This window comes from Saccharopolyspora sp. NPDC000359 (assembly GCF_040300525.1).
GTDB lineage: Bacteria > Actinomycetota > Actinomycetes > Mycobacteriales > Pseudonocardiaceae > Saccharopolyspora.
In genome coordinates, this window is the sequence record NZ_JBEPDU010000001.1 from 124,709 (window position 1) to 141,376 (window position 16,668).

The 16,668-nt window shown below is 67.9% G+C and carries 28 protein-coding genes; 7 read left to right on the forward strand and 21 right to left on the reverse strand.

All coding sequences use genetic code 11. From position 1 onward, the window contains the following. Positions 1–54: 54 nt before the first annotated feature. Together ABT324_RS00655 and ABT324_RS00660 are read right to left on the reverse strand one after the other, a co-directional pair. Positions 55–309 (reverse strand): hypothetical protein, encoded by a 255-nt coding sequence (locus tag ABT324_RS00655; RefSeq protein WP_351169305.1) that lies wholly within the window; start codon positions 307–309, stop codon positions 55–57. Between the two features lie 748 nt (positions 310–1,057). Beyond that, positions 1,058–2,194, reverse strand: a complete 1,137-nt coding sequence (locus tag ABT324_RS00660; protein WP_351169308.1) for a DUF932 domain-containing protein — start codon at positions 2,192–2,194, stop codon at positions 1,058–1,060. Between the two features lie 176 nt (positions 2,195–2,370). Here ABT324_RS00660 and ABT324_RS00665 point away from each other — a divergent pair, with 176 nt between their 5' ends. From ABT324_RS00665 to ABT324_RS00695, 7 genes are read left to right on the forward strand one after another with little or no spacing between them, the layout of a single operon-like run. Then, positions 2,371–2,625 (forward strand): hypothetical protein, encoded by a 255-nt coding sequence (locus tag ABT324_RS00665; RefSeq protein WP_351169311.1) that lies wholly within the window; start codon positions 2,371–2,373, stop codon positions 2,623–2,625. A gap of 26 nt (positions 2,626–2,651) precedes the next feature. Further along, complete coding sequence (locus tag ABT324_RS00670; protein ID WP_351169314.1) at positions 2,652–2,918, forward strand: hypothetical protein; 267 nt, start codon at positions 2,652–2,654, stop codon at positions 2,916–2,918. An 8-nt stretch (positions 2,919–2,926) separates the two neighbouring features. Further along, the gene (locus ABT324_RS00675) at positions 2,927–3,100 is read left to right on the forward strand and encodes a hypothetical protein (RefSeq protein ID WP_351169317.1); all 174 of its coding nucleotides are present in this window, start codon (positions 2,927–2,929) and stop codon (positions 3,098–3,100) included. Further along, positions 3,097–3,321, forward strand: coding sequence for a M14 family metallopeptidase (locus ABT324_RS00680; protein WP_351169320.1), 225 nt, complete (start codon positions 3,097–3,099; stop codon positions 3,319–3,321). The genes ABT324_RS00675 and ABT324_RS00680 overlap by 4 nt, the downstream gene beginning before the upstream one ends. After that, the gene (locus ABT324_RS00685) at positions 3,318–3,776 is read left to right on the forward strand and encodes a hypothetical protein (protein WP_351169323.1); all 459 of its coding nucleotides are present in this window, start codon (positions 3,318–3,320) and stop codon (positions 3,774–3,776) included. Before ABT324_RS00680 ends, ABT324_RS00685 begins: the two co-directional genes overlap by 4 nt. Beyond that, positions 3,773–4,183 (forward strand): hypothetical protein, encoded by a 411-nt coding sequence (locus ABT324_RS00690; RefSeq protein WP_351169326.1) that lies wholly within the window; start codon positions 3,773–3,775, stop codon positions 4,181–4,183. The genes ABT324_RS00685 and ABT324_RS00690 overlap by 4 nt, the downstream gene beginning before the upstream one ends. An 11-nt stretch (positions 4,184–4,194) precedes the next feature. Further along, positions 4,195–4,665 carry a helix-turn-helix domain-containing protein gene (locus ABT324_RS00695; protein ID WP_351169329.1) on the forward strand — a complete coding sequence of 157 codons (471 nt, stop codon included), beginning with the start codon at positions 4,195–4,197 and terminating at the stop codon, positions 4,663–4,665. Between the two features lie 97 nt (positions 4,666–4,762). Here ABT324_RS00695 and ABT324_RS00700 read toward each other — a convergent pair whose 3' ends face one another. The 19 genes from ABT324_RS00700 to ABT324_RS00790 form a co-directional block, all read right to left on the reverse strand. Beyond that, the gene (locus tag ABT324_RS00700; protein WP_351169332.1) at positions 4,763–5,578 is read right to left on the reverse strand and encodes a hypothetical protein; all 816 of its coding nucleotides are present in this window, start codon (positions 5,576–5,578) and stop codon (positions 4,763–4,765) included. Positions 5,579–5,657: 79 nt separating this feature from the next. Further along, positions 5,658–6,170, reverse strand: a complete 513-nt coding sequence (locus ABT324_RS00705; RefSeq protein WP_351169335.1) for a hypothetical protein — start codon at positions 6,168–6,170, stop codon at positions 5,658–5,660. 275 nt (positions 6,171–6,445) lie between these two features. Next, positions 6,446–6,904 carry a single-stranded DNA-binding protein gene (locus ABT324_RS00710; protein WP_351169338.1) on the reverse strand — a complete coding sequence of 153 codons (459 nt, stop codon included), beginning with the start codon at positions 6,902–6,904 and terminating at the stop codon, positions 6,446–6,448. Position 6,905: 1 nt separating this feature from the next. Then, complete coding sequence (locus ABT324_RS00715) at positions 6,906–8,093, reverse strand: AAA family ATPase (protein WP_351169341.1); 1,188 nt, start codon at positions 8,091–8,093, stop codon at positions 6,906–6,908. Between the two features lie 135 nt (positions 8,094–8,228). After that, positions 8,229–8,960 (reverse strand): hypothetical protein, encoded by a 732-nt coding sequence (locus ABT324_RS00720; protein ID WP_351169344.1) that lies wholly within the window; start codon positions 8,958–8,960, stop codon positions 8,229–8,231. Then, the gene (locus ABT324_RS00725; RefSeq protein WP_351169347.1) at positions 8,957–9,226 is read right to left on the reverse strand and encodes a hypothetical protein; all 270 of its coding nucleotides are present in this window, start codon (positions 9,224–9,226) and stop codon (positions 8,957–8,959) included. Before ABT324_RS00725 ends, ABT324_RS00720 begins: the two co-directional genes overlap by 4 nt. Then, positions 9,223–9,402: a hypothetical protein gene (locus ABT324_RS00730; RefSeq protein ID WP_351169350.1), complete on the reverse strand. Its 180-nt coding sequence runs from the start codon at positions 9,400–9,402 to the stop codon at positions 9,223–9,225. The genes ABT324_RS00725 and ABT324_RS00730 overlap by 4 nt, the downstream gene beginning before the upstream one ends. Then, entirely contained in the window at positions 9,399–9,725 is a 327-nt protein-coding gene (locus tag ABT324_RS00735; protein ID WP_351169353.1) for a hypothetical protein, read from the reverse strand. The genes ABT324_RS00730 and ABT324_RS00735 overlap by 4 nt, the downstream gene beginning before the upstream one ends. After that, positions 9,718–10,098, reverse strand: a complete 381-nt coding sequence (locus ABT324_RS00740; protein WP_351169356.1) for a hypothetical protein — start codon at positions 10,096–10,098, stop codon at positions 9,718–9,720. The genes ABT324_RS00735 and ABT324_RS00740 overlap by 8 nt, the downstream gene beginning before the upstream one ends. Then, positions 10,083–10,427 carry a hypothetical protein gene (locus tag ABT324_RS00745; RefSeq protein WP_351169359.1) on the reverse strand — a complete coding sequence of 115 codons (345 nt, stop codon included), beginning with the start codon at positions 10,425–10,427 and terminating at the stop codon, positions 10,083–10,085. The genes ABT324_RS00740 and ABT324_RS00745 overlap by 16 nt, the downstream gene beginning before the upstream one ends. Beyond that, a complete protein-coding gene (locus ABT324_RS00750; RefSeq protein ID WP_351169362.1) occupies positions 10,424–10,780 on the reverse strand; it encodes a hypothetical protein in 357 nt (118 codons plus the stop codon). Before ABT324_RS00750 ends, ABT324_RS00745 begins: the two co-directional genes overlap by 4 nt. After that, the gene (locus ABT324_RS00755; protein WP_351169365.1) at positions 10,777–11,301 is read right to left on the reverse strand and encodes a hypothetical protein; all 525 of its coding nucleotides are present in this window, start codon (positions 11,299–11,301) and stop codon (positions 10,777–10,779) included. The genes ABT324_RS00750 and ABT324_RS00755 overlap by 4 nt, the downstream gene beginning before the upstream one ends. Then, on the reverse strand, positions 11,298–11,795 hold the full coding sequence (locus ABT324_RS00760; protein ID WP_351169368.1) for a hypothetical protein: 498 nt from the start codon (positions 11,793–11,795) through the stop codon (positions 11,298–11,300). Before ABT324_RS00760 ends, ABT324_RS00755 begins: the two co-directional genes overlap by 4 nt. Continuing rightward, on the reverse strand, positions 11,792–12,397 hold the full coding sequence (locus ABT324_RS00765; protein WP_351169371.1) for a hypothetical protein: 606 nt from the start codon (positions 12,395–12,397) through the stop codon (positions 11,792–11,794). The genes ABT324_RS00760 and ABT324_RS00765 overlap by 4 nt, the downstream gene beginning before the upstream one ends. Positions 12,398–12,405: 8 nt before the next feature. Then, positions 12,406–12,564: a hypothetical protein gene (locus ABT324_RS00770; RefSeq protein ID WP_351169374.1), complete on the reverse strand. Its 159-nt coding sequence runs from the start codon at positions 12,562–12,564 to the stop codon at positions 12,406–12,408. A gap of 108 nt (positions 12,565–12,672) precedes the next feature. Beyond that, entirely contained in the window at positions 12,673–13,008 is a 336-nt protein-coding gene (locus ABT324_RS00775; protein ID WP_351169377.1) for a helix-turn-helix domain-containing protein, read from the reverse strand. A 411-nt stretch (positions 13,009–13,419) separates the two neighbouring features. Further along, positions 13,420–14,616, reverse strand: coding sequence for a tyrosine-type recombinase/integrase (locus ABT324_RS00780; RefSeq protein ID WP_351169380.1), 1,197 nt, complete (start codon positions 14,614–14,616; stop codon positions 13,420–13,422). Positions 14,617–15,053: 437 nt separating this feature from the next. Continuing rightward, complete coding sequence (locus ABT324_RS00785; protein WP_351169383.1) at positions 15,054–15,893, reverse strand: hypothetical protein; 840 nt, start codon at positions 15,891–15,893, stop codon at positions 15,054–15,056. 116 nt (positions 15,894–16,009) lie between these two features. Continuing rightward, positions 16,010–16,621, reverse strand: coding sequence for a TetR/AcrR family transcriptional regulator (locus tag ABT324_RS00790; protein ID WP_351169386.1), 612 nt, complete (start codon positions 16,619–16,621; stop codon positions 16,010–16,012). Positions 16,622–16,668 lie beyond the last annotated feature (47 nt).

Below are 16,668 nucleotides of genomic sequence, written 5' to 3' on the forward strand. Positions count from 1 at the left end.
GCTCGGACCTCGGCCGAGGGCTGCACGCCGTCGATCACGATCGGCGCGGTCTGGTCAGCAGACGGGTTGATCGCCACGCTGAGCCTCCCTCCGTCGTGCCCGGTGCCGGAGGTAGGCCATGTCCGGATAGCCCTGGCTGGTGATGTGCTCGACCGGGACACCCTGGGCGATGTTCACCGCCGCCCGGAGGTCGCACATCGAGCCGACCAGGTCGGCGTACTCCGGCATCGGCACCGCCCCGGTGCGGTGAGACGACATCTCCGAAGCCAGCGCCATCATCCGCACCCGCCAGATCATTGCCAGGTCCACGGCGACCTCCCGGTGGCCGTGCCACCCGGCGGGCGGAAACCTGTCGGCACACCTTCGGGCCTGCCCGACGATTCGGCTGCCCCACCGGGGGGAGGGGTATCCCCCTGGGTGCCTCGGCGGCGCGATGCCCGGCGGGGTCGGTGCGGCCCTCGTCCGGCGCGGCCGGGATCACTGGGCGGCTCCTCCTCGGGTGGCTGGGTCCTGGGCGGTGTGGCGGTTGTGGCAGTGCTGGCACAGTCCCCGGCCATGCTCGGGTGCATCCGGGTTGAGTCCCTGCCGAACCAGCGACCGGCGAGTGATCGGCCAGTGATCAGCAACGGTCGAAGGCTGGCCACATGAGCGGCCCGGATGCTGCAGGCACTGCGGGTCGGAGCAGCGGCACACGGGATCACGGGCCAGCACTGCGGCCCGGAACCTGCGATGTCCTGCAGTCCGGTAACCCTGCTGGGCAGGATCGGCCCTGCGGCGGGCTGCAGCCTGCCCGGCATGCCGGGGGCACCGGCCACCACCGGGGGCAGGCTCACCACACCCCGGGACAGTGCACGGGGCAGCGGCACGGTACGGCATGCCCTACCCCCTAACTGCCTTGCAGACCCCCGGAAATACACCCCTGCCACCGAAGCAGCGGAGACCGAATTACACCCCTGCACGGGCCACCCGGACCCCGGAAATGCACCAGGGGCACCGGAACCCACCAACGGGCAGTGCCCCTCCACCCGGAAGGTAGAGGGGCACTGGTGGTTGCGGGTCATGCGGCAGCCACAAAGTCGAGGGCCTTCTTGAATGCCCGGTGCTTCAGCTGGTCGGTTGCCCCGATAAAACTCTTGTTGGCACGGGCGACCTGGGCGGACTCCCCACCCTTGCCCGGCACCGGTACGAACCAGTCCAGGTACTCGGTGACGGTGTTGTACCCGGCCCATGCGGTGCCCCGGATGTTCTCCTGGGTGTCGGCCGACTTGAACAGCCCTTGCAGGGCTTCCCAGTGGGCCTCTTCGGGGCCCCTCCAGTCATCGAGCGGCTTGTCGAACTTCTCCGGCCACACGGCCTTGATCAACTGGCCGAACTCATCGGCACTCATCTTGGTGTTGATCATGCTTTCGGCCTCGGCCTTAAAGACCTCGGTCCACTCGAAGTTGATCCTCAGTGCTTCCCGAGCCTGCTGCAGCCTTCCAGCCAGTCCGGAAGTGTGCCGGAAGGTGTAAGCACTGTAGTGGTTGCGGAGTGCAGCCCTTTCGGTGTTGCCACACACCACCCGGATCGGGGTGGTCACCACCTTGGCGGCACCCTGCCCGGAGTAGTTGTTGAAACCGGCGATGTAGATGCCGATCTCATCCACACCACCGATGGTCACGGCCTGCGGCAGCTGCATGGTCAGGAAGATGTCCCGACCATCCCGGAGCGATCCTCCGGTGTCGAACACGGCATCGGAGGTGTCCACAAGGGCTTGCATGAACTCGGCGAACTCTTCCGGCTGGATCACCGGGTACTCACCGGACACGATGCCGAGGGCCTGCAGCTCACCGGACACGGGGACGGTCCTGTAGGTGGCCACCCACCCAGGGATCTCCAGCGGTTCGGCGGTGTCCTCTTCGGACACTTCCAGGTCTTGCCCTTCCGGTCGGTCGGGCTCCTGCGGCACTGAGCACTTGCGGGTGTGCTTGGCACCAATGGCCCTCTTGCACTCCGGGCAGCGGCCACCGGGGACCACGGCAGCGATCCCCAGCGACTTGCGGACATTCCAGCCGGACAGGTGGGCAAGATCCAAGACTTCCTGGGCGGTCATCCCATCCTTGTCGACCACGGTGCCCAACCGGTGCCATGCCGGGGTCCGGGCAGCAGCGAAGGCGGTACTGCCATCGGCGAGTTTTTCCAGTTCATGAGCCATGAGGGGTTCTCCCCGGGGTGTGGTTGCTGTCTTACCGACACCACAAACACTAGATGCAAACCCGATGATTGTCTGCTTGTTGTGATTCACATTACATTATCTATATAATCATCGGATTGATCTGCAATCTGGGTTTGTCGGCAAGGCAAACCCAGCAAGGCAGGGAGGCATTACGGATGAAGTTGCGACGGGGTCGGAACATCCGGCCACGACCGGAGTTTCGGAAGGCGGTAGACGACGAGGCGTACGCAGCCGGAGTCGACCGCGGTTGGGATGCCGCGAACTACGCCGAGGCGTACGGCGGCAATCCGATGGACGGCATCGGCGCGCACTCGTACTCCGGCCCAGACTTCGAGGCCGGTTACCGCGAGGGCATCGACCGATTCCAGCGGAGCCAGTGGGCGGACGGCACGTCCCGCGAGGAGTCCTGATGTCCTGCTATCCCACGGTGGATCGCATGGGCGGAACGTACGTGGCGTACTGCCCTTGCGGTTGGAACGACGAGCACCAGGTGCGGGCGGCGGCTGAACGGGCCGCCGCCCGGCACCCGGCCCCGGTTCCAGTCTGGTGCTTCACGTGCGGCTACGAGCCGCCGCGCGAGCTGTTCGAACGGTACGAGTCCGACGAGTCCGACTCCCGCGAGGAGTTCGACGAGCACCTGGAGAACCTGCACCGCCAGAAGGACGGGGCGCACGACCCGAACTGGATCGAGGAGGTCCCGTGAGGCCCCCGGTGCGATTCGAGGGAGTGGTGGTGTGCGCCGACGGGCGCACCCACCTCTTCCGTGTCGCCTCCGAGGTCTACCTCCAGTGGGGCGGCACCAAGGACCAGATCGAAGCTGCCGAGGACGCGCTGCGCGCACTGTCCTCGGCGCTCGCCGCACTTCAGAACGAGGACGATCGATGAGCGAATCCGCAGCCCCGCAGGAGGTCCGGCGCAAGATCGCCATCCTGTTCGGGCATCACGCAGTGAAGGAGAACCCGCACTCCCGAGTGGACTACACCGTGCCGGAGGTCGTTGCCCTGGCCAACGTCACGGCCGCCGAACTGGTCAAGGACTGGAACGAGGGCGACGGCAGCCTGGCCGCCCTGCTGTTCGAGATCGGCGATGAGGAGGGCTGGTCGTGAGCAGGCCGATTATCTGCAAGGTGTGCGAACGTGCCCTGGACACCTTCACCAACGAGGACGGCGCGACCTACCAGCACACGCTGTCCGATCTCATGGACGGCTCCGGTGTCGGGCACGACCCGGTGCCGGTCGCGGCCCCGCCGGAGTGGCGCGGACGGTGCGACTTCTGCACCGACGGAGTGGCCGGGTTCGTCGTGCCTGCTCGCGCCTTCACCCCGCCGAACACCCCGATGTCGTTCAGCTCCGGTGATTGGGCGGCCTGCGAGTGGTGCGCGCTGCTGATTGAGGCGAACCGCTGGCAGGGCGTCGTCAAGCGGGCCGTCAACAGTTTCAAGAGGCGTATGGGGTTCCCGATGCCGCTGGTGATGCGGACGTCCCTCTGGGAGCTGTACCGCAAGCTCGCCGAGAACATCACCGGCCCGATCCGGCCGATCGAGGGAGGTGAGAGCACATGACGCACTCACCGATGCACGAGGACTGCCAGACCTTCCGGTTCGGGACCTGGCAGTGGTGCGTCGACACGGCCGAGGAGCTGATCAGGGACGATCCAAGCGCTGCCACGTTGGTCGCCGAAGGTGACATCAGCGGTCTCGGGAAGCTGCTTCCTTTTCATCCGGACCCGCCCGGCGTCGTGCCGCTGATCCGAGTGCACGTCGACATCGACTACGCGATGACCACCGACCTGAGCAAGCCGATCATCGCCGCGCGGTTGGTGTCGGAGGCTGGCGAGGATTGCGGTGTGGTCGTGGTCGACGGCTGGCACCGGGTGTTCCGGGCGCTCTGGGAGGGCCGCGTGCACCTGCCGACCTACCTGCTCAGCAACGAGACCGAGCGGGCCTGCCGTATCCCGATCTTCATTTAGGAGGTGAACCCGTGACAGACGACAGCCCCGGTCGCGCAGCGGCCGGGGCTATCGTGTCTTCCTGCATGTTGTCGGCAAGACAGGGAGACACCCGGATGGTACGTGACCCGCTTCTGCCCAAGCTCGTCTCCGTGACCGAGGCGGCCGACATCCTTGGGTACAACCGGTCTCACGTGCACCAGCTGATCAATGAAGGCAAGCTGCCTGCTGGTTATGCGGGCAGCACCGTGGTACTCGCCGAAGAGACGGTTCTCCGCTACAAGGCGGGCGAGCGTTTCAGCTTCCCGACCGTGCTGGTGATCCACGCATACGACGAGGCCACCGATGGCTGGGTTGAGGTCAAGCGCCAGGCGGTAGAGCCGGACTACGCCTTGCCCGATTCGTTCGGGCTGGACGAGATCGACGGGGAGCCGGGCGTGAGCTACCGCGTGGAGTTGCTGGACAACGAGGGCAAGACGCTCGGAGTGGGCAAGGTCGGCTGATCGACTTGGAGATCGGGGTTGTCAGGTGAGGGGGCGGAGCCATACTCCTCGAACCTGATAACCCCGATCTTGCATGTCGATCGGCCGTTTCGCAAGCTCAGGCGGCGTGTCGAGGCTTACTCACGTGCGCTAACGCGAGGTCGCGGACGTCGCCGAACCGGAAGACCGGGCGTCCGCTGGCGTCGGTGCCGTGCGGGACGATCCGGCCCCGGCTGACCCAAGAGTCCCAGGTGCCGCGTGGGATGGTTTTGTCCAGCAGCAGTCGGGTCCAGCCGAGCGCGACCGTGGCGGTGACTCGGAGGTCGGCGGCGTAGTCGATCATCCAGCGGCGGCGTTCGTCCACGTCGTGGTCGGTGCCGCAGGTCGCGCAGCGGACTGCTCGGGAGCCGGGCCGGGCGTAGAGGTGGTCCGGGCACCGCTCGCCGTCCACGTGCGCGTCGCACGGTCCGGCGTAGATCCGGTCGGGCGGTCGGTCGATGACCTGGCGCACCCGTGCGACGATGCTGGTGATCTCGTCGTGCAGCTCGTCGGCGGCGGGGTGCAGGGCGAGCAGGTTGGGCAGGCCGACCAGCCACGCGACCGCAGCCGCGGTGGACCCGGCGGGCGGCAGCAGGTGCGGGTTGCGTTCGTGGACCTCCCGAGCCCAGGTCGAGATGGTGTTGGCCAGCACCCAGCCGACCTCGCTGGCGGCTTCGTGGAACGGCACCGGGGTGGTCGCCGAGTGCGCGACCACGCCTGCGCCGGAGGCCATGACGTGCTGGCGGGACAGCGTGATGCCGAGTTCGGCGATCAGCCCGCGTCCGCCGTTGCCATCGCTGATCAGCTCGCGGAGCGCGGCGAGGAGTTCGCCGAGGCAGCTCTGGCCGAGCATGTCGGCGGTGGGGCGGCCGCAGCCGGTGGTGCAGGTGCTCATCGGTAGATCACCCACAGCGCGGTGACGAGGGCGAACGCGGCGACGGAGGCGGTGAAGAGGACGAGGCGTGCCCAGGTCGTCATGCGGCAGCCTCCGGTGTTCCGTAGCCAGCGGCGTGCAGCAGCGGCACCAGGTCGGCGAGTTCGACGCGGGCCGGAACCTGCAGCTGGGGGTCGAGCACCGCTGGCCAGTCGTGCTGCCCGGCGGCCACCAGGGCGGCGAGGTCGCCGACGGGGAGCCAGGCCCACCACCTGCCAGGGTCGGCCTTGCCCGCACAGCGTTGGATGACGATCCCGTAGTCCGCTCCGGCTGCGATCGCCTGCTCGGCGGTCTCGGCAAGAATCCGGACGATGTCCAGGCCGGACAGGTCGGTGCGGTCCTTGACCTGCCACACCAGCCGGTCGGTGCCCCGGATGTCCCCGAGGTCCGGGCAGGCCCGGTCGGTGCTGCGCCAGCCGGGATCGGGCTTGCGCTCGGCGTCTGGCCAGCCGCTCTCACGTAGATATCCAGCGACGACGCGCCGCTCGGTGTTCTTGCCCTTGCGGTTGTTGGCGCGTCCGATCTCGGAGCGGCTGCGGGTCGTCGTGGTCACGATGTGCTCCTGCTCGGGTTGATCAGCGGCGTTCGATGCTGAGCTGGCTTCAGAACGGCGGCTGGTCGTCGGTGAATCGGTCGGGGTGGAGGAGTCGTTCGAGCCGTGTCCGCAGGCGGTGGAGTCGCCACCGCAGACGGTTGGTGAACTCATGCAGTTGCGTTGGTTCGCAGGAACGGCAGCCCTGGTCGTGGCAGTCGCCGCAGTACGGTTCTGCTGGCCCCACGGCGAGCCATTCGGGGTTTCCGTCCTCGTCGTAGCAGCGTTCGCGCATCTCAGAACGGGGGCTCGTCGGCGAATCCGCTGGGCTGGCCGGCGGGCGCGGCTCCCCACGGATCTGTCGGCGGTGGGTTCGTCTTCGCGCCCTGGCGGTCGGGCTTGTTCACGGTGGCGGTGGCGTAGCGCAGCGACGGGCCGATCTCGTCCACGTCCAGCTCGACCACGGTCCGCTTCTCGCCCTCCTTGGTCTGGAACGAGCGCTGCCGCAGACGGCCCAGCACGATGACTCGCATGCCGCGCGTCAGCGATTCGGTGACGTTCTCCGCGGCCTGTCGCCAGATGCTGCAGCGCAGGAACAGCGGCTCGCCGTCCTTCCACTCGGCGGACTGGCGGTCGTAGGCGCGGGGTGTGGAGGCCACGGTGAAGTTCGCGACGGCCGCGCCGGACGGGGTGAAGCGCAGCTCCGGGTCGGCGGTGAGGTTGCCGACCACGGTGATGGTGGTTTCGCCTGCCACGTCAGAACTCCTTCAACCTGTCGGCGTAGAGGTAGTAGTCGGGGTCGGCTGGCGTCCACGGCAGCGTCTGCCCGTGCTGCAGCGAGGTGGGCCAGCTGCGTTCTTCGCGGGAGCCGCGCCAGGCCACGACGTCGACCTTCACAGGGCGCTCCCGGTTGCGGCGGGCCAGCTCCCCGGTGCCGAGATCGCCCTGGTCCTTGGCGCGCCGCAGCCCGTAGCCGTACTCCGGCCAGCGCAGCCACAGCGACGAGCCGGAGGGCCGCATCCGGCGGTCGCCGTTGGCGTCGGTGGCGTGCCCGGCATGCGCCTCGGTGATCAGCGCGCAGTTGTGCCGCACCCGAACCGAGTCCAGGACGTGCACCAGCTCGCGGGCCAGGCGCTCGTCGTTGGGGTCGCCGTGGTGCAGCCGGTACAGCGGGCCGATGACCAGCAGATCCGGCGCGGTCGCTGACATCGCCCGTTCCAGCCACGCGACGTCGGCTCCCCGGGTGAGGTCGAGGCCCTGCGGGCGGATCTCCACGAAGAACTGGTGCGCCCAGTCCACGGGCGGCCGGTCGGCGTGGAAACGCAGGCCATCGACGCTGCGGACCAGGCGGCGGTAGCGACGGCGGGTCTGCGCCTCGCTGTTCTCGGTGTCGACCACCAGCACGCGGATCTGCTGGCTGCCGTCGCCGAGCAGGGTGCCGGTGAACGGGTGCAGGCCGCCGCACAAAGCGCTCGCGATCTGGGAGACCAACACGGACTTGCCGCTGCCTTCGGCCCCGGTGAGCACCATCCGGTCGCCGCGTTCCAGCAGGCCGGGCACCAGCCAGTGGTACTGGTCCTCGCCCGCGAGCAGGTCGCTCAGCGAGGTCGGGTCGTAGGTGGTGGCCTGGGCACTGCGCTCGGCTTCGTCGCAGGCAGTGCGCAGCCGGGCGACCGCGGTGTGGGTGTCGATCCGGTCGTCGGCGGCGAACTCGCCCTCCAGCATCTCGACGTTGCGCTGCATGGTCATCACCAGGTTCCGCTGTGCGGCCAGCTCGGTGATCCTCGCGGCGTAGGTCGGTGCGTGGTCGACGACGACGAACCCGGTGTAGAGCCGGGCCAGGTAGGAGCCGTCGATCTGGGTTAACAGGCCGTCGGCGATGAGCTGGGACAGCACCGTGGTCGGGTCGATCGGCTCGCCGCGCACCAGCATGTTGGTCAGCACCGTGGCCAGCAGCTGGTTGATCGGCCGCCACCACGCATCCGGCGGGACGGCCCGCAGCGCGGGACCCGCTGCCTCGGCGTTTCCACAGCACCGCGCCGAGCAGGGCCTCCTCGGCGGCGACGTCGCAGATCGTGCTCATTGCTCGCAGAACCTCCGCCAGTCCTCGGTCCGCGGTGAGCCGGCCGGGCGAAGGTCCCGAGCCTTGTCCAGCCAGGTCGTGAACGCGGCGTTCCAGTTGGCCATCAGTCGCCCGGTGGCGTCGGCGTGATGCCGGAACCGGAACGCCTCGCGGTCGATGTCGAGGTGGTGTTCGGCGGCGAAGGCGCGGTGGGCGTCGGTGGGGCGCCAGTCGTACGGGAGCCGGGACCGGGGTTTGTGCCGCGTCGGCTTCGGCGCGGGCGCGTCCCCATCCAATGACCTTTCAGTTCCCCTTCTATTCCCCTTCTGGGTCCACGAGCTGGAGGGGTGGGGTCCATGCGGTGGAGGGGTAGCCGGGGCTTGCTCCTCCGGCTCCTGGCGGGGTGCGGTGTCCTCTGTGGCCGGTTCCGGGGCCTGCTCGGACTCCGGCGGAACCTCCCGACTCGTGGCGCTCCGTGTCGCCGGGCGGAAACGCTCGGGATGGAACTTGTAGATGTTCGAGGAGTTGCTGCGCGGGGTACGGGTGATCACCCCGTCTCGCTCCAGCTCGGCGAGGTACTTGCGCACCGTGGAGCGGCCCACGCCCGCCAGGTCGGCGATGTGGGCCACCGACGGGTACACGGTCAGCGCCTCCGGCGGCGCGACGCTGGCCAGCGCGGTGGCGACCATCCTCTTGGCCAGCGGCGCGAGGTCCGAGCGCAGCACCACGTTCAACAGCTCCACGCTCATTGCCGCACACCACCAAAGTCCAGTACGTACAAGGGCTTTCGGCCGACGTGTTCGTTGGTGTCCACCAGCACCCCGTCGACAATGAGCGCCCGCACGGCGTCCTCGATGTCCTCATCCGGAAGCGCCGTCCAACGCCGAAGAGTCGGGTAGTTGATCAGCACCTCGTTGTGGATTCCCGCGCAGTCGGCCAGGCACAGCAGCACGAGCCGCTTCTCAGCCGGGCCGACCCGGCTTTTGAGCGCGGCCACCAGGGCGTCCCCGCTCATCGGGTCACCTCCAGGTCTTCGATCGGTTCGCCCCGCAGCACACGGCCGAGGAGGTCGGCGGTGGCGCGGGTGTAGGGACGGTGCGCGAGCAGGGACAGCGCAAGCTGGTTGCGCCGCCACAGCTCCGCTCGCGCCGGGGCGTTCAGGGGGAGGACGTTTGAGTGCTCGCCGGTCACGGCTGCTCTCCGGCGGCGATCCAGACGCGGTTGACCGAGGCGTGCCGGGACGGGCGCGACGAGGGCTCCCATCGGACCGGCACGATCTCGCCCCGCCGGGCGGCGGCCTGGATGATCGCGGGCAAGACGTTCGGATGGTGCGGCTGCACCTCGGGCGGCACGCGCTCGCGAAGCGCATCCGCGGTGAACTCGCAGCGCTCCCGGATCAGCTCGGCCAAGGCGGCTTCGGCGTGCTCCAGGAAGGTGCTGCGGTGGACCGCGACCTCGGCCGCGAGCACGGATTCGGTGCCGAGCAGCTGCAGCTGCTCGCCGGGCTCAGGCATCGCCGCCTCCGATCGCCCGGCGGATCGCCCGCAGGTCGCGGTCGGCCTTCTGGGCACGGCGCTTCCACTCATCGCGGTCCTCGGTGATTTCCTGCAGCTTGGCCAGCTGCGCGAGCACCTGGGCCACGTTGTCCTCGCCGTTGGTGCCGAAACTCGCCAGCTTGTCCTTGCGGTGCTGGTTCAGATGCGGGCGGACGCTGTTGGGGTTCGGGCTGGTGTAGTCGCAGTGCTTGCACCCGTAGATCACCGAGCCGTCGGTCAAGGTCAGCGTGCGGATCTGCTGCCAGTAGATCGGGGTGCCGTTCTTCGCGGCGATCGGGGCGAGGGTGGGCTCGTCGGCGATGACGGTGCGGCCGTTCACGACGCGCGGCATGGGACCTCCAGGTCGGTGTGCAGGTACCGGCCCGCGTCATCGAGCAGGACCATGCCGTGGCTGAACACGAACACGGGGACCTCCTTCGGGTCCTGCCAGGACGGAACGGACCAGCCCAGCCGGTAGGAATCCGCCGGGTTCTGGGTGATGCGGCCGTGGCATCCGGTCGTGCCCGAACCGCACAAGTGCAACCCGTTGGAGGGCAGCCACAGGCCGCCCTGCGAGGCGTTCTTGCGGTGGTGGAAGTTGGTGGCGGCGGCGGAGCCGCAGACCTCGCAGATCCACCCGGAGCGGGCCGCCACCAGGTCGCGGGCGCGGCGCTGGCTCATCGCCCCACCCCCGTTTCGACGCCGTACATCAGCCGCACGCTCGCGCCGACTGATTGCCAGGACCTCAATTCCGAGTCGACGGCCTTGGCGGTGCGCTCGGCGTACTTGAACAGCACCTCGGCCTCCTCGGCCTGTTCACGCTGCTCCCGAGTCGCCAGCTCGGCCCGGTACTTCTTCTCGTGCGCCGGGCCAGGAGCTTCGAGGTACGCCTGCGCGTAGGCGGCGTCGTAGTCGCGGCGGGCCTTGCGGGCGGACCTCTCGCGCTCGGTGCAGACCGTGACTCCCTCGTGGATGCGGTCGGCGCAGGTCCTGATGTTGTTCTCGATCTGCACCGGGTTCAGCGGCGCGGTCATGACCGCTCCTCGGCCGCCTTGTAGTCGCCGAGCCGCTGCTTGTACTCAGCCAGCTCGGCGACCCCTGCGGTGCGGATGTCCGCGCCGTTCATCACGCGCCGGAAGTCGGACTCGATCGTCTCCAGGCTGTAGCCCTTCTCCTGCGCCAGCGCCGCGATTTCGGCGCGCATCGCCGGGGCCTGCGGAGGCGGTTCGGCGGCTGATTCGACCCGGCGCATCTCCTCCCGTGACGGACGGACTCCCTTGGAGGCGTAGCCCAAGTTCGCCAGGCCCCGGCCGAGTGCGGAGGTCTCGCAGTTCTCTAGCGCGGAGGTCTGATTGACCTTGCTTGACCCGACGACCTCCCCGGCCCAGCCTGTCGCGGAGGGCCGTTCGTCCTCCTCGTGGCGGAAGAGCTCGGCGCGGAAGATGAACTGCGACTCGTCCCGGTGGAACAGCTCGGTCGCCACCCGTCCCTGCGGATGGTCCTGCCAGAACATCGCGAGGCGATCCTGGACCGGCTCGTAGTCCTCCAGACTCACGACTGGCCTCCGATCTCCCGCCCGGCCAGGTAGCCCACCGCGTTGCTCTGGGCCTGCGCGACGATCTGTTCCGCGAGCTGGCGGCCGTGCTCAGTCGGAGTCACCCGGGCAGCCGCGGGCGGCGCGGTGACGACTTCCATGCCGGGGATGTCCAGCGTCCCGTCCGGCGCGCAGGGCTCGCCCGCTGCCTTCGAGAAGTTCTTCAGCTGTTCCAGGAACGCCGGGCGCACCACCGGCACGGTCTCGACCTCGGTCGGGTAGCGCTCGGCGACCCAATCCGCGAGGGCGCGTTCGTCGGTGATGACCACCTTGGTCGCCGAGCGTGGGACCGTGACGGCGGCGATCTCGGTGCCGTCCGGCAGCGTCGGGTACAGCGTGCCACGACCCGTCATCTCCGCCAGCGTCGCGGTCTTCTCGTTCTTGGCGGCGGTGGTGAACGCCTCGGCCATCAGGTGCAGCACGGCGGCACGGTTGGCGTGATCGGTCAGGCTCATGCCATCACCGCCGCGACGAGCAGGAGCTGCCGGTAGATCTCCATCAGGACCTGGATGACAGCGACGATTCCCTGATCGCCTTCGACCGCATGGTGCGCGCTGAGGATGTCGCTGCCGAGTGCCGGGTCATCGTTGAGGGCAGCCGCCCACAGCTGGGTAGCGGCGACCTCGTTGGCGTCGGCATCGGAGGGAAGTTGCCCGGCGTCGAGGAAGTAGAACGCCTCCTCATTGCTGAACCCGGTGATCTGGTAGGTGAGATCAGCGGTCGACAACGCGCCACCGACGGTCAGCATCCACATCTTCCGCGACGGGTCGCCGTCCTCGATGTACTCCTTAAGCCGGGGCAGCGTGGGCTGGTCGAGCAGCCGATCCATGACCAGGCCCCGGAAGGTCGTCAGAGCTGCGTCCATCTCGGTCTTGATCTGGCTTCCTGCTGCGTCTGGTCCATGTGGTTTCACCTCGTCAGCGTGGTTTGGGCAGAAGTCGCCTCGCTCGTCGATGCACCAGCCGTCCTCGCGGGCACGCAGGCGCAGCACCCAGCAGGTGGTGGTGTCATCGAGGTAGAGGGCCGTGCAGTCGGGGTCGTCGCAGCGCAGCAGCATGTGCGCACTCATGGCCCGTCGGCCTCGGCGGTCGCCAGCAGCTCGGCGAGGAACTCCGGCTGCCGCTCGTCCAACGTGGCCTGGACGTCGGCGCACAGAGCGAACGGGTCGACGTCCACCTCGGCCATCAACTCGTCCAGGATCGGCGTCGGGCTAGATTCCGGCACGCCCGTGCCGATTTCAGTTGAGATTCCTGTCGCACTAGACAATTTGGACCGTCCTTGACCTGGCGATTAACCGACCTGAACGACTGTTATCGATAGTCAGTTCGATAATCAGCGCCCGGAGTGCTGGAGCCGCTTGGCGTTGCGCGCCCGGCGGTCACGTTCCTGCAAACCTCTCGCACGCAGCCGATCGCGGTAGCGCTCCAGTTCGGCCACCTCGATGAGATCGCACTGCCGTCCCACGCCTTTTCGCAGGAGAGCGATTTCTCCGTTGGTGACCAATTCCCGCATCGTCTTCGGGCCAATGCCAAGAATCTCCTGCGCGCCCTGCCGGTTTACGACCTCTTGCCCCAAGTACAAATAGACGGTCGTACCCGGCAGCACAATTTCGCTAGTCGGAGTCTCGACTGCCCTGACCCCCACTGGATGACTCTTCCCCTTGGGCATGTGGTGCTCCTTGCGACTATCCCCAGGTCCCCTTCCTGGGGGCGTAGTGATCTTGCATCTCCTTGCACGGTGTTTGCGCTGTGCTCGGTCCCCGGTTGCGTCTCCGATCTTTAACCTCGCGTCGCGGGAACGTCAACGAGCGGCGATCTTCATCGCGCACACGCGAGAGCACAACATCAGCCACGCGGGGACACCACAAAGACACCACAAGGCGACCACAAAACACCGTTCAGATAGTGAGAAAACTGCGCCTTGACACCCCAAGACCAGCGCAAAGAGTCGGCGGGTTGATCAACACCTCGACCAACCCGCCGAGCCCGTCGGACTGCGCGAAATTTTTTCGCAACGCCACCCGGTCGGAGCAGCGCCACGCCGGGTGCATCGCCATGAGGCGATGTGGATAGCCCCTGGTCAGGCGGCACACTCTGTGATTGGGTGTGCGTCCGCTCGCCCGTCTGGAGCATCACCCGCGGGCGCGGCGGCGAGGTATAGCGGGGGTGTCGGCAGGGCCTCGCCGAAGGCCAGGTCGACCGCCTCCCGCTGCTCCTGCTCGTGCTCGAAGTCCTGGATGTACCGCATCGTCATCGCGACGGTGGCGTGCCCCATCATTTTCTGCACTTTCCGAACGTCATAGGTGACTCGGTAGATTTTCGTGGCAAAGGCGCGACGCAGATCGTGCCATCCAACGAGGGGGTTCCGCCCCGAGTCGGACATGCGGTCAATTTGTGCGCGTTCGCGACATTTCTGCATTGCGCGGGTGAGGTATCCCGTGCCCGCCGGGGCAAGACGACGCTTTCCATTCGAACCTTTCCAGAACATCCTTGTATGCCCCTCGGGGACAAAGTGGCTGACGTGGTATTCCCACGCCGCCAAAGCCCGAGGGCTGAGCGACACGCGGCGGATCACCATGTTTTTCACATGCGGAATCAGTTCGTTTCCGCCGCAGTTCGTTGTTCGCGTAATCCACAAGTACGCTCGCCCATCGTCGGCGTACTCGATAGAGGTCAGCGTAAGGGCCGCAAGTTCCGAAACTCGCAATCCCGTGTCATGGCCGATGATCACTGCGGCCCACAGGTGCGGCGGCATCGCGGCGGCAAGCCGGTCCAGCTCGTCGTCAGTCAGCAGGCGTCGGCGGATGGACTGGTCCCCGCGCACCATGATGTCCCAGTGCGCCGGGTGGTGCTCAGGAGCCAGCAGGCCGTCCTTGACAGCCCGCCGGGCCACAGTCTTCAGTGCGATGATCCGGGTCTGCCTCGTCTTCGCTCGGAGGTGCCCGATGGTGGAGTAGTAGCGCTCGACCGCGTCGGCGGTCAGCCGGTCCACCGGGAAGCCTTCACCGAAGTGCTGCTGCCCGGCGCTGCGCACCGCCTTCTTGTAGGTCTTGCGGGCGCTGGGGGCAAGATCGGGAGTCCGGTCGATGGCACCAGGCGCGTAGGCGTCCAGCGTCACCGTCCCGCGCCGGGGAGCGACCTCGGCGTCCAGGTCGGCGGAGATCGCCCTCAGATGTAGCTCGTACGCATCCGCAGCCGCCTTAGCCGTGGCCTTCGCCGGGTAGTCCGGCGACTCCGGCACCCGAGCGCACAGCCGTCGGCCGGACGCATCGGCCACCGGCTCCCTGTAGTAGGCAGCCCAGCTGCCCGAGGCGAGTTGTCGTGCGTAACCCACTGCTCATGTCCCTTTCGGTCATGAGCACAGCGCATCGGCGATGCCTAACTCAGGATCAGGCCCGGTGATGATCTTGTGTAGCGCTACGAGTAGCAGCGGCCGTATCGAGATCGACAACACCGGGCCTGACCTGGGGGAACACTTGCTGTCCGATTTGCCGGTGAGAAGTTCCCTTCCTCACGTCAGAGCCCGCGCGGAGCAACCGGCTGCCGGGCGGCTCGGTCGAGGGAGAACGGATGGCGGCTGCTGGGAGATTGGTTCGCCATGTTTCTGCGGCGTGATCAGGAAGCAGCCAATCAAGATCACGCAATTGTTCTCCGGCAAGAAGAAAAGCGGCTCCGGATCGGGGATCCGGAGCCGCTTCGCGCAGCAGAACCGTGTTACAGGGTGTTCGCGACCTTCTCCACGGTCGGGTGCAGCACGCCGGTGATCTGGTGCACCGGCTTCGCCGGGACGCGGCTGGTGAGCTGGGTGGAGAGCTCGTCGGCACCACCGCCCAGGCCCTTGTCGAGTTCGGCCAGCGGCGGGATCTCGCGCACCGCCGGCACCAGCTCGTCAGGCTTGGGCAGCGGCATCGCCTGACCGGGGGCGTTGAGCGGGTTGCGCTCCAGCGTCGGCGCGACCACGCCGACCGGGCTGGCCACCGGCTCCGCCTCGAACCCCTGCGCGGCGGTCACGGCGACCGCGGTGTCCGCCGCGGACACACCCTGGTGGTCGGGCTTGCGGGGCCCGACCTCGGCGTCGAGCAGGGTGGCGTTCGGGGTCCGCTCGTGGAGCAGGCCGAGGTGCTCGGGGGTGGCCGAAGCGCCGATGGTCGGGCGGGTCTTGGTCATGCCGGTCAGCCGGTTGCCCTCGGCGAAGACGTGGCCCAGCACCTGGTTCGGCTTGCCGGGCGCCAACAGCGGGCGGCCGTCGCGCAGCTCGTTGGCCACCCCGTGGCCGGTGGTGGTGATGTCCACACCGACCTGCTTGACCAGGTTCGGGGAGTTCGCGTGCAGCTGCGCGTCCGCGCACGGGGCCTTGACCGGGCTGAACCCGGGCCCGTTCTGGGTCTGGCAGGCGTTGACCGGGACGGTGAACCCGATCTGGTCCGGAATCGACGACAGGTCCGGCTTCGGCAGTTCGGTGGTCTCCGCGGCGGAGGCGGCACCGGTACCGACTGCGGCGAACCCCGCGGCCACAACGGCTGCCTGTACTGTGCGCGTGGTCCAGGGGCGCAAGATCTGTTCTCCTAGGGTCGGATGCGTTGGTACAGCTGACTCGGTATCGGAGGACCCTGGAAAGATCTTGACCCCGGCGGACCAGGGACAACCTGAACGAGTGAATAAGGTCGTCGTCAGAGGTTCTGCGCCAAGCTCGGCGCGAACAGCGCCATCAGGTGCTCGGTCGCCTTCTCCGGGGTGACTTCAGGCCGTTGCTCCCGCCACAGGGCGAGCCGCTCGCAGGCGCCGATGATCGCCTCCGCGAATGCCTCCAGCTGCTCGCGGTCCAGGTCGGGGCGGGCGGCCTCGAGCAGTCCGGCGGTGAAGTCCCGCTGCTGCAACCGGATGGCCTCGAGTTCCGAGCTCACCGAGGCGTTGGGCACGGCGGACTCGTTGCGCAGCAGCGCCCAGGCCTGCGCGTGCTCGTCGCCGAACTTGAAGAACGCCAGCAGGCAGTCGTGCATGAGCTGCTCTGGGTTCTCCGCCCCGGCGGCCGCGACGGTGCTGGCCTCGATGAGCTCCCGCTTGCACCGCTGCAGGCAGGCCAGCAGCAGGCCTTCCTTGGAACCGAAGTACTCGTAGAGCATCGGTTTGGACAGGCCGACCCGCGCCGCGATGTCGTCCATGGAGGTCGCCTGGTAGCCGTCGGCGGCGAACACCTCCTCGGCCACGCCGAGGATCTGCTGCTCCCGCTCGGCCCGCGACATCCGCTTGCGCCGGCCGGTCGATGCTTGCTGGGTCCGCACGAGATCACCCTACCGCAAGTAACCTACTCGTAGTAGCCTACTGCCGA

Coding starts and splice junctions, on each gene's coding strand:
- ABT324_RS00765 (WP_351169371.1), bottom strand. CDS start 12,397: ATGCTGCTGCGCTGCGACGACCCCGACTGCACGGCCCTCTACCTCGAT.
- ABT324_RS00680 (WP_351169320.1), top strand. CDS start 3,097: ATGAGCGAATCCGCAGCCCCGCAGGAGGTCCGGCGCAAGATCGCCATC.
- ABT324_RS00670 (WP_351169314.1), top strand. CDS start 2,652: ATGGGCGGAACGTACGTGGCGTACTGCCCTTGCGGTTGGAACGACGAG.
- ABT324_RS00690 (WP_351169326.1), top strand. CDS start 3,773: ATGACGCACTCACCGATGCACGAGGACTGCCAGACCTTCCGGTTCGGG.
- ABT324_RS00745 (WP_351169359.1), bottom strand. CDS start 10,427: ATGAGCCAGCGCCGCGCCCGCGACCTGGTGGCGGCCCGCTCCGGGTGG.
- ABT324_RS00665 (WP_351169311.1), top strand. CDS start 2,371: ATGAAGTTGCGACGGGGTCGGAACATCCGGCCACGACCGGAGTTTCGG.
- ABT324_RS00775 (WP_351169377.1), bottom strand. CDS start 13,008: ATGCCCAAGGGGAAGAGTCATCCAGTGGGGGTCAGGGCAGTCGAGACT.
- ABT324_RS00735 (WP_351169353.1), bottom strand. CDS start 9,725: ATGCCTGAGCCCGGCGAGCAGCTGCAGCTGCTCGGCACCGAATCCGTG.
- ABT324_RS00760 (WP_351169368.1), bottom strand. CDS start 11,795: ATGAGCCTGACCGATCACGCCAACCGTGCCGCCGTGCTGCACCTGATG.
- ABT324_RS00700 (WP_351169332.1), bottom strand. CDS start 5,578: ATGAGCACCTGCACCACCGGCTGCGGCCGCCCCACCGCCGACATGCTC.
- ABT324_RS00750 (WP_351169362.1), bottom strand. CDS start 10,780: ATGACCGCGCCGCTGAACCCGGTGCAGATCGAGAACAACATCAGGACC.
- ABT324_RS00660 (WP_351169308.1), bottom strand. CDS start 2,194: ATGGCTCATGAACTGGAAAAACTCGCCGATGGCAGTACCGCCTTCGCT.
- ABT324_RS00720 (WP_351169344.1), bottom strand. CDS start 8,960: ATGAGCGTGGAGCTGTTGAACGTGGTGCTGCGCTCGGACCTCGCGCCG.
- ABT324_RS00725 (WP_351169347.1), bottom strand. CDS start 9,226: ATGAGCGGGGACGCCCTGGTGGCCGCGCTCAAAAGCCGGGTCGGCCCG.
- ABT324_RS00740 (WP_351169356.1), bottom strand. CDS start 10,098: ATGCCGCGCGTCGTGAACGGCCGCACCGTCATCGCCGACGAGCCCACC.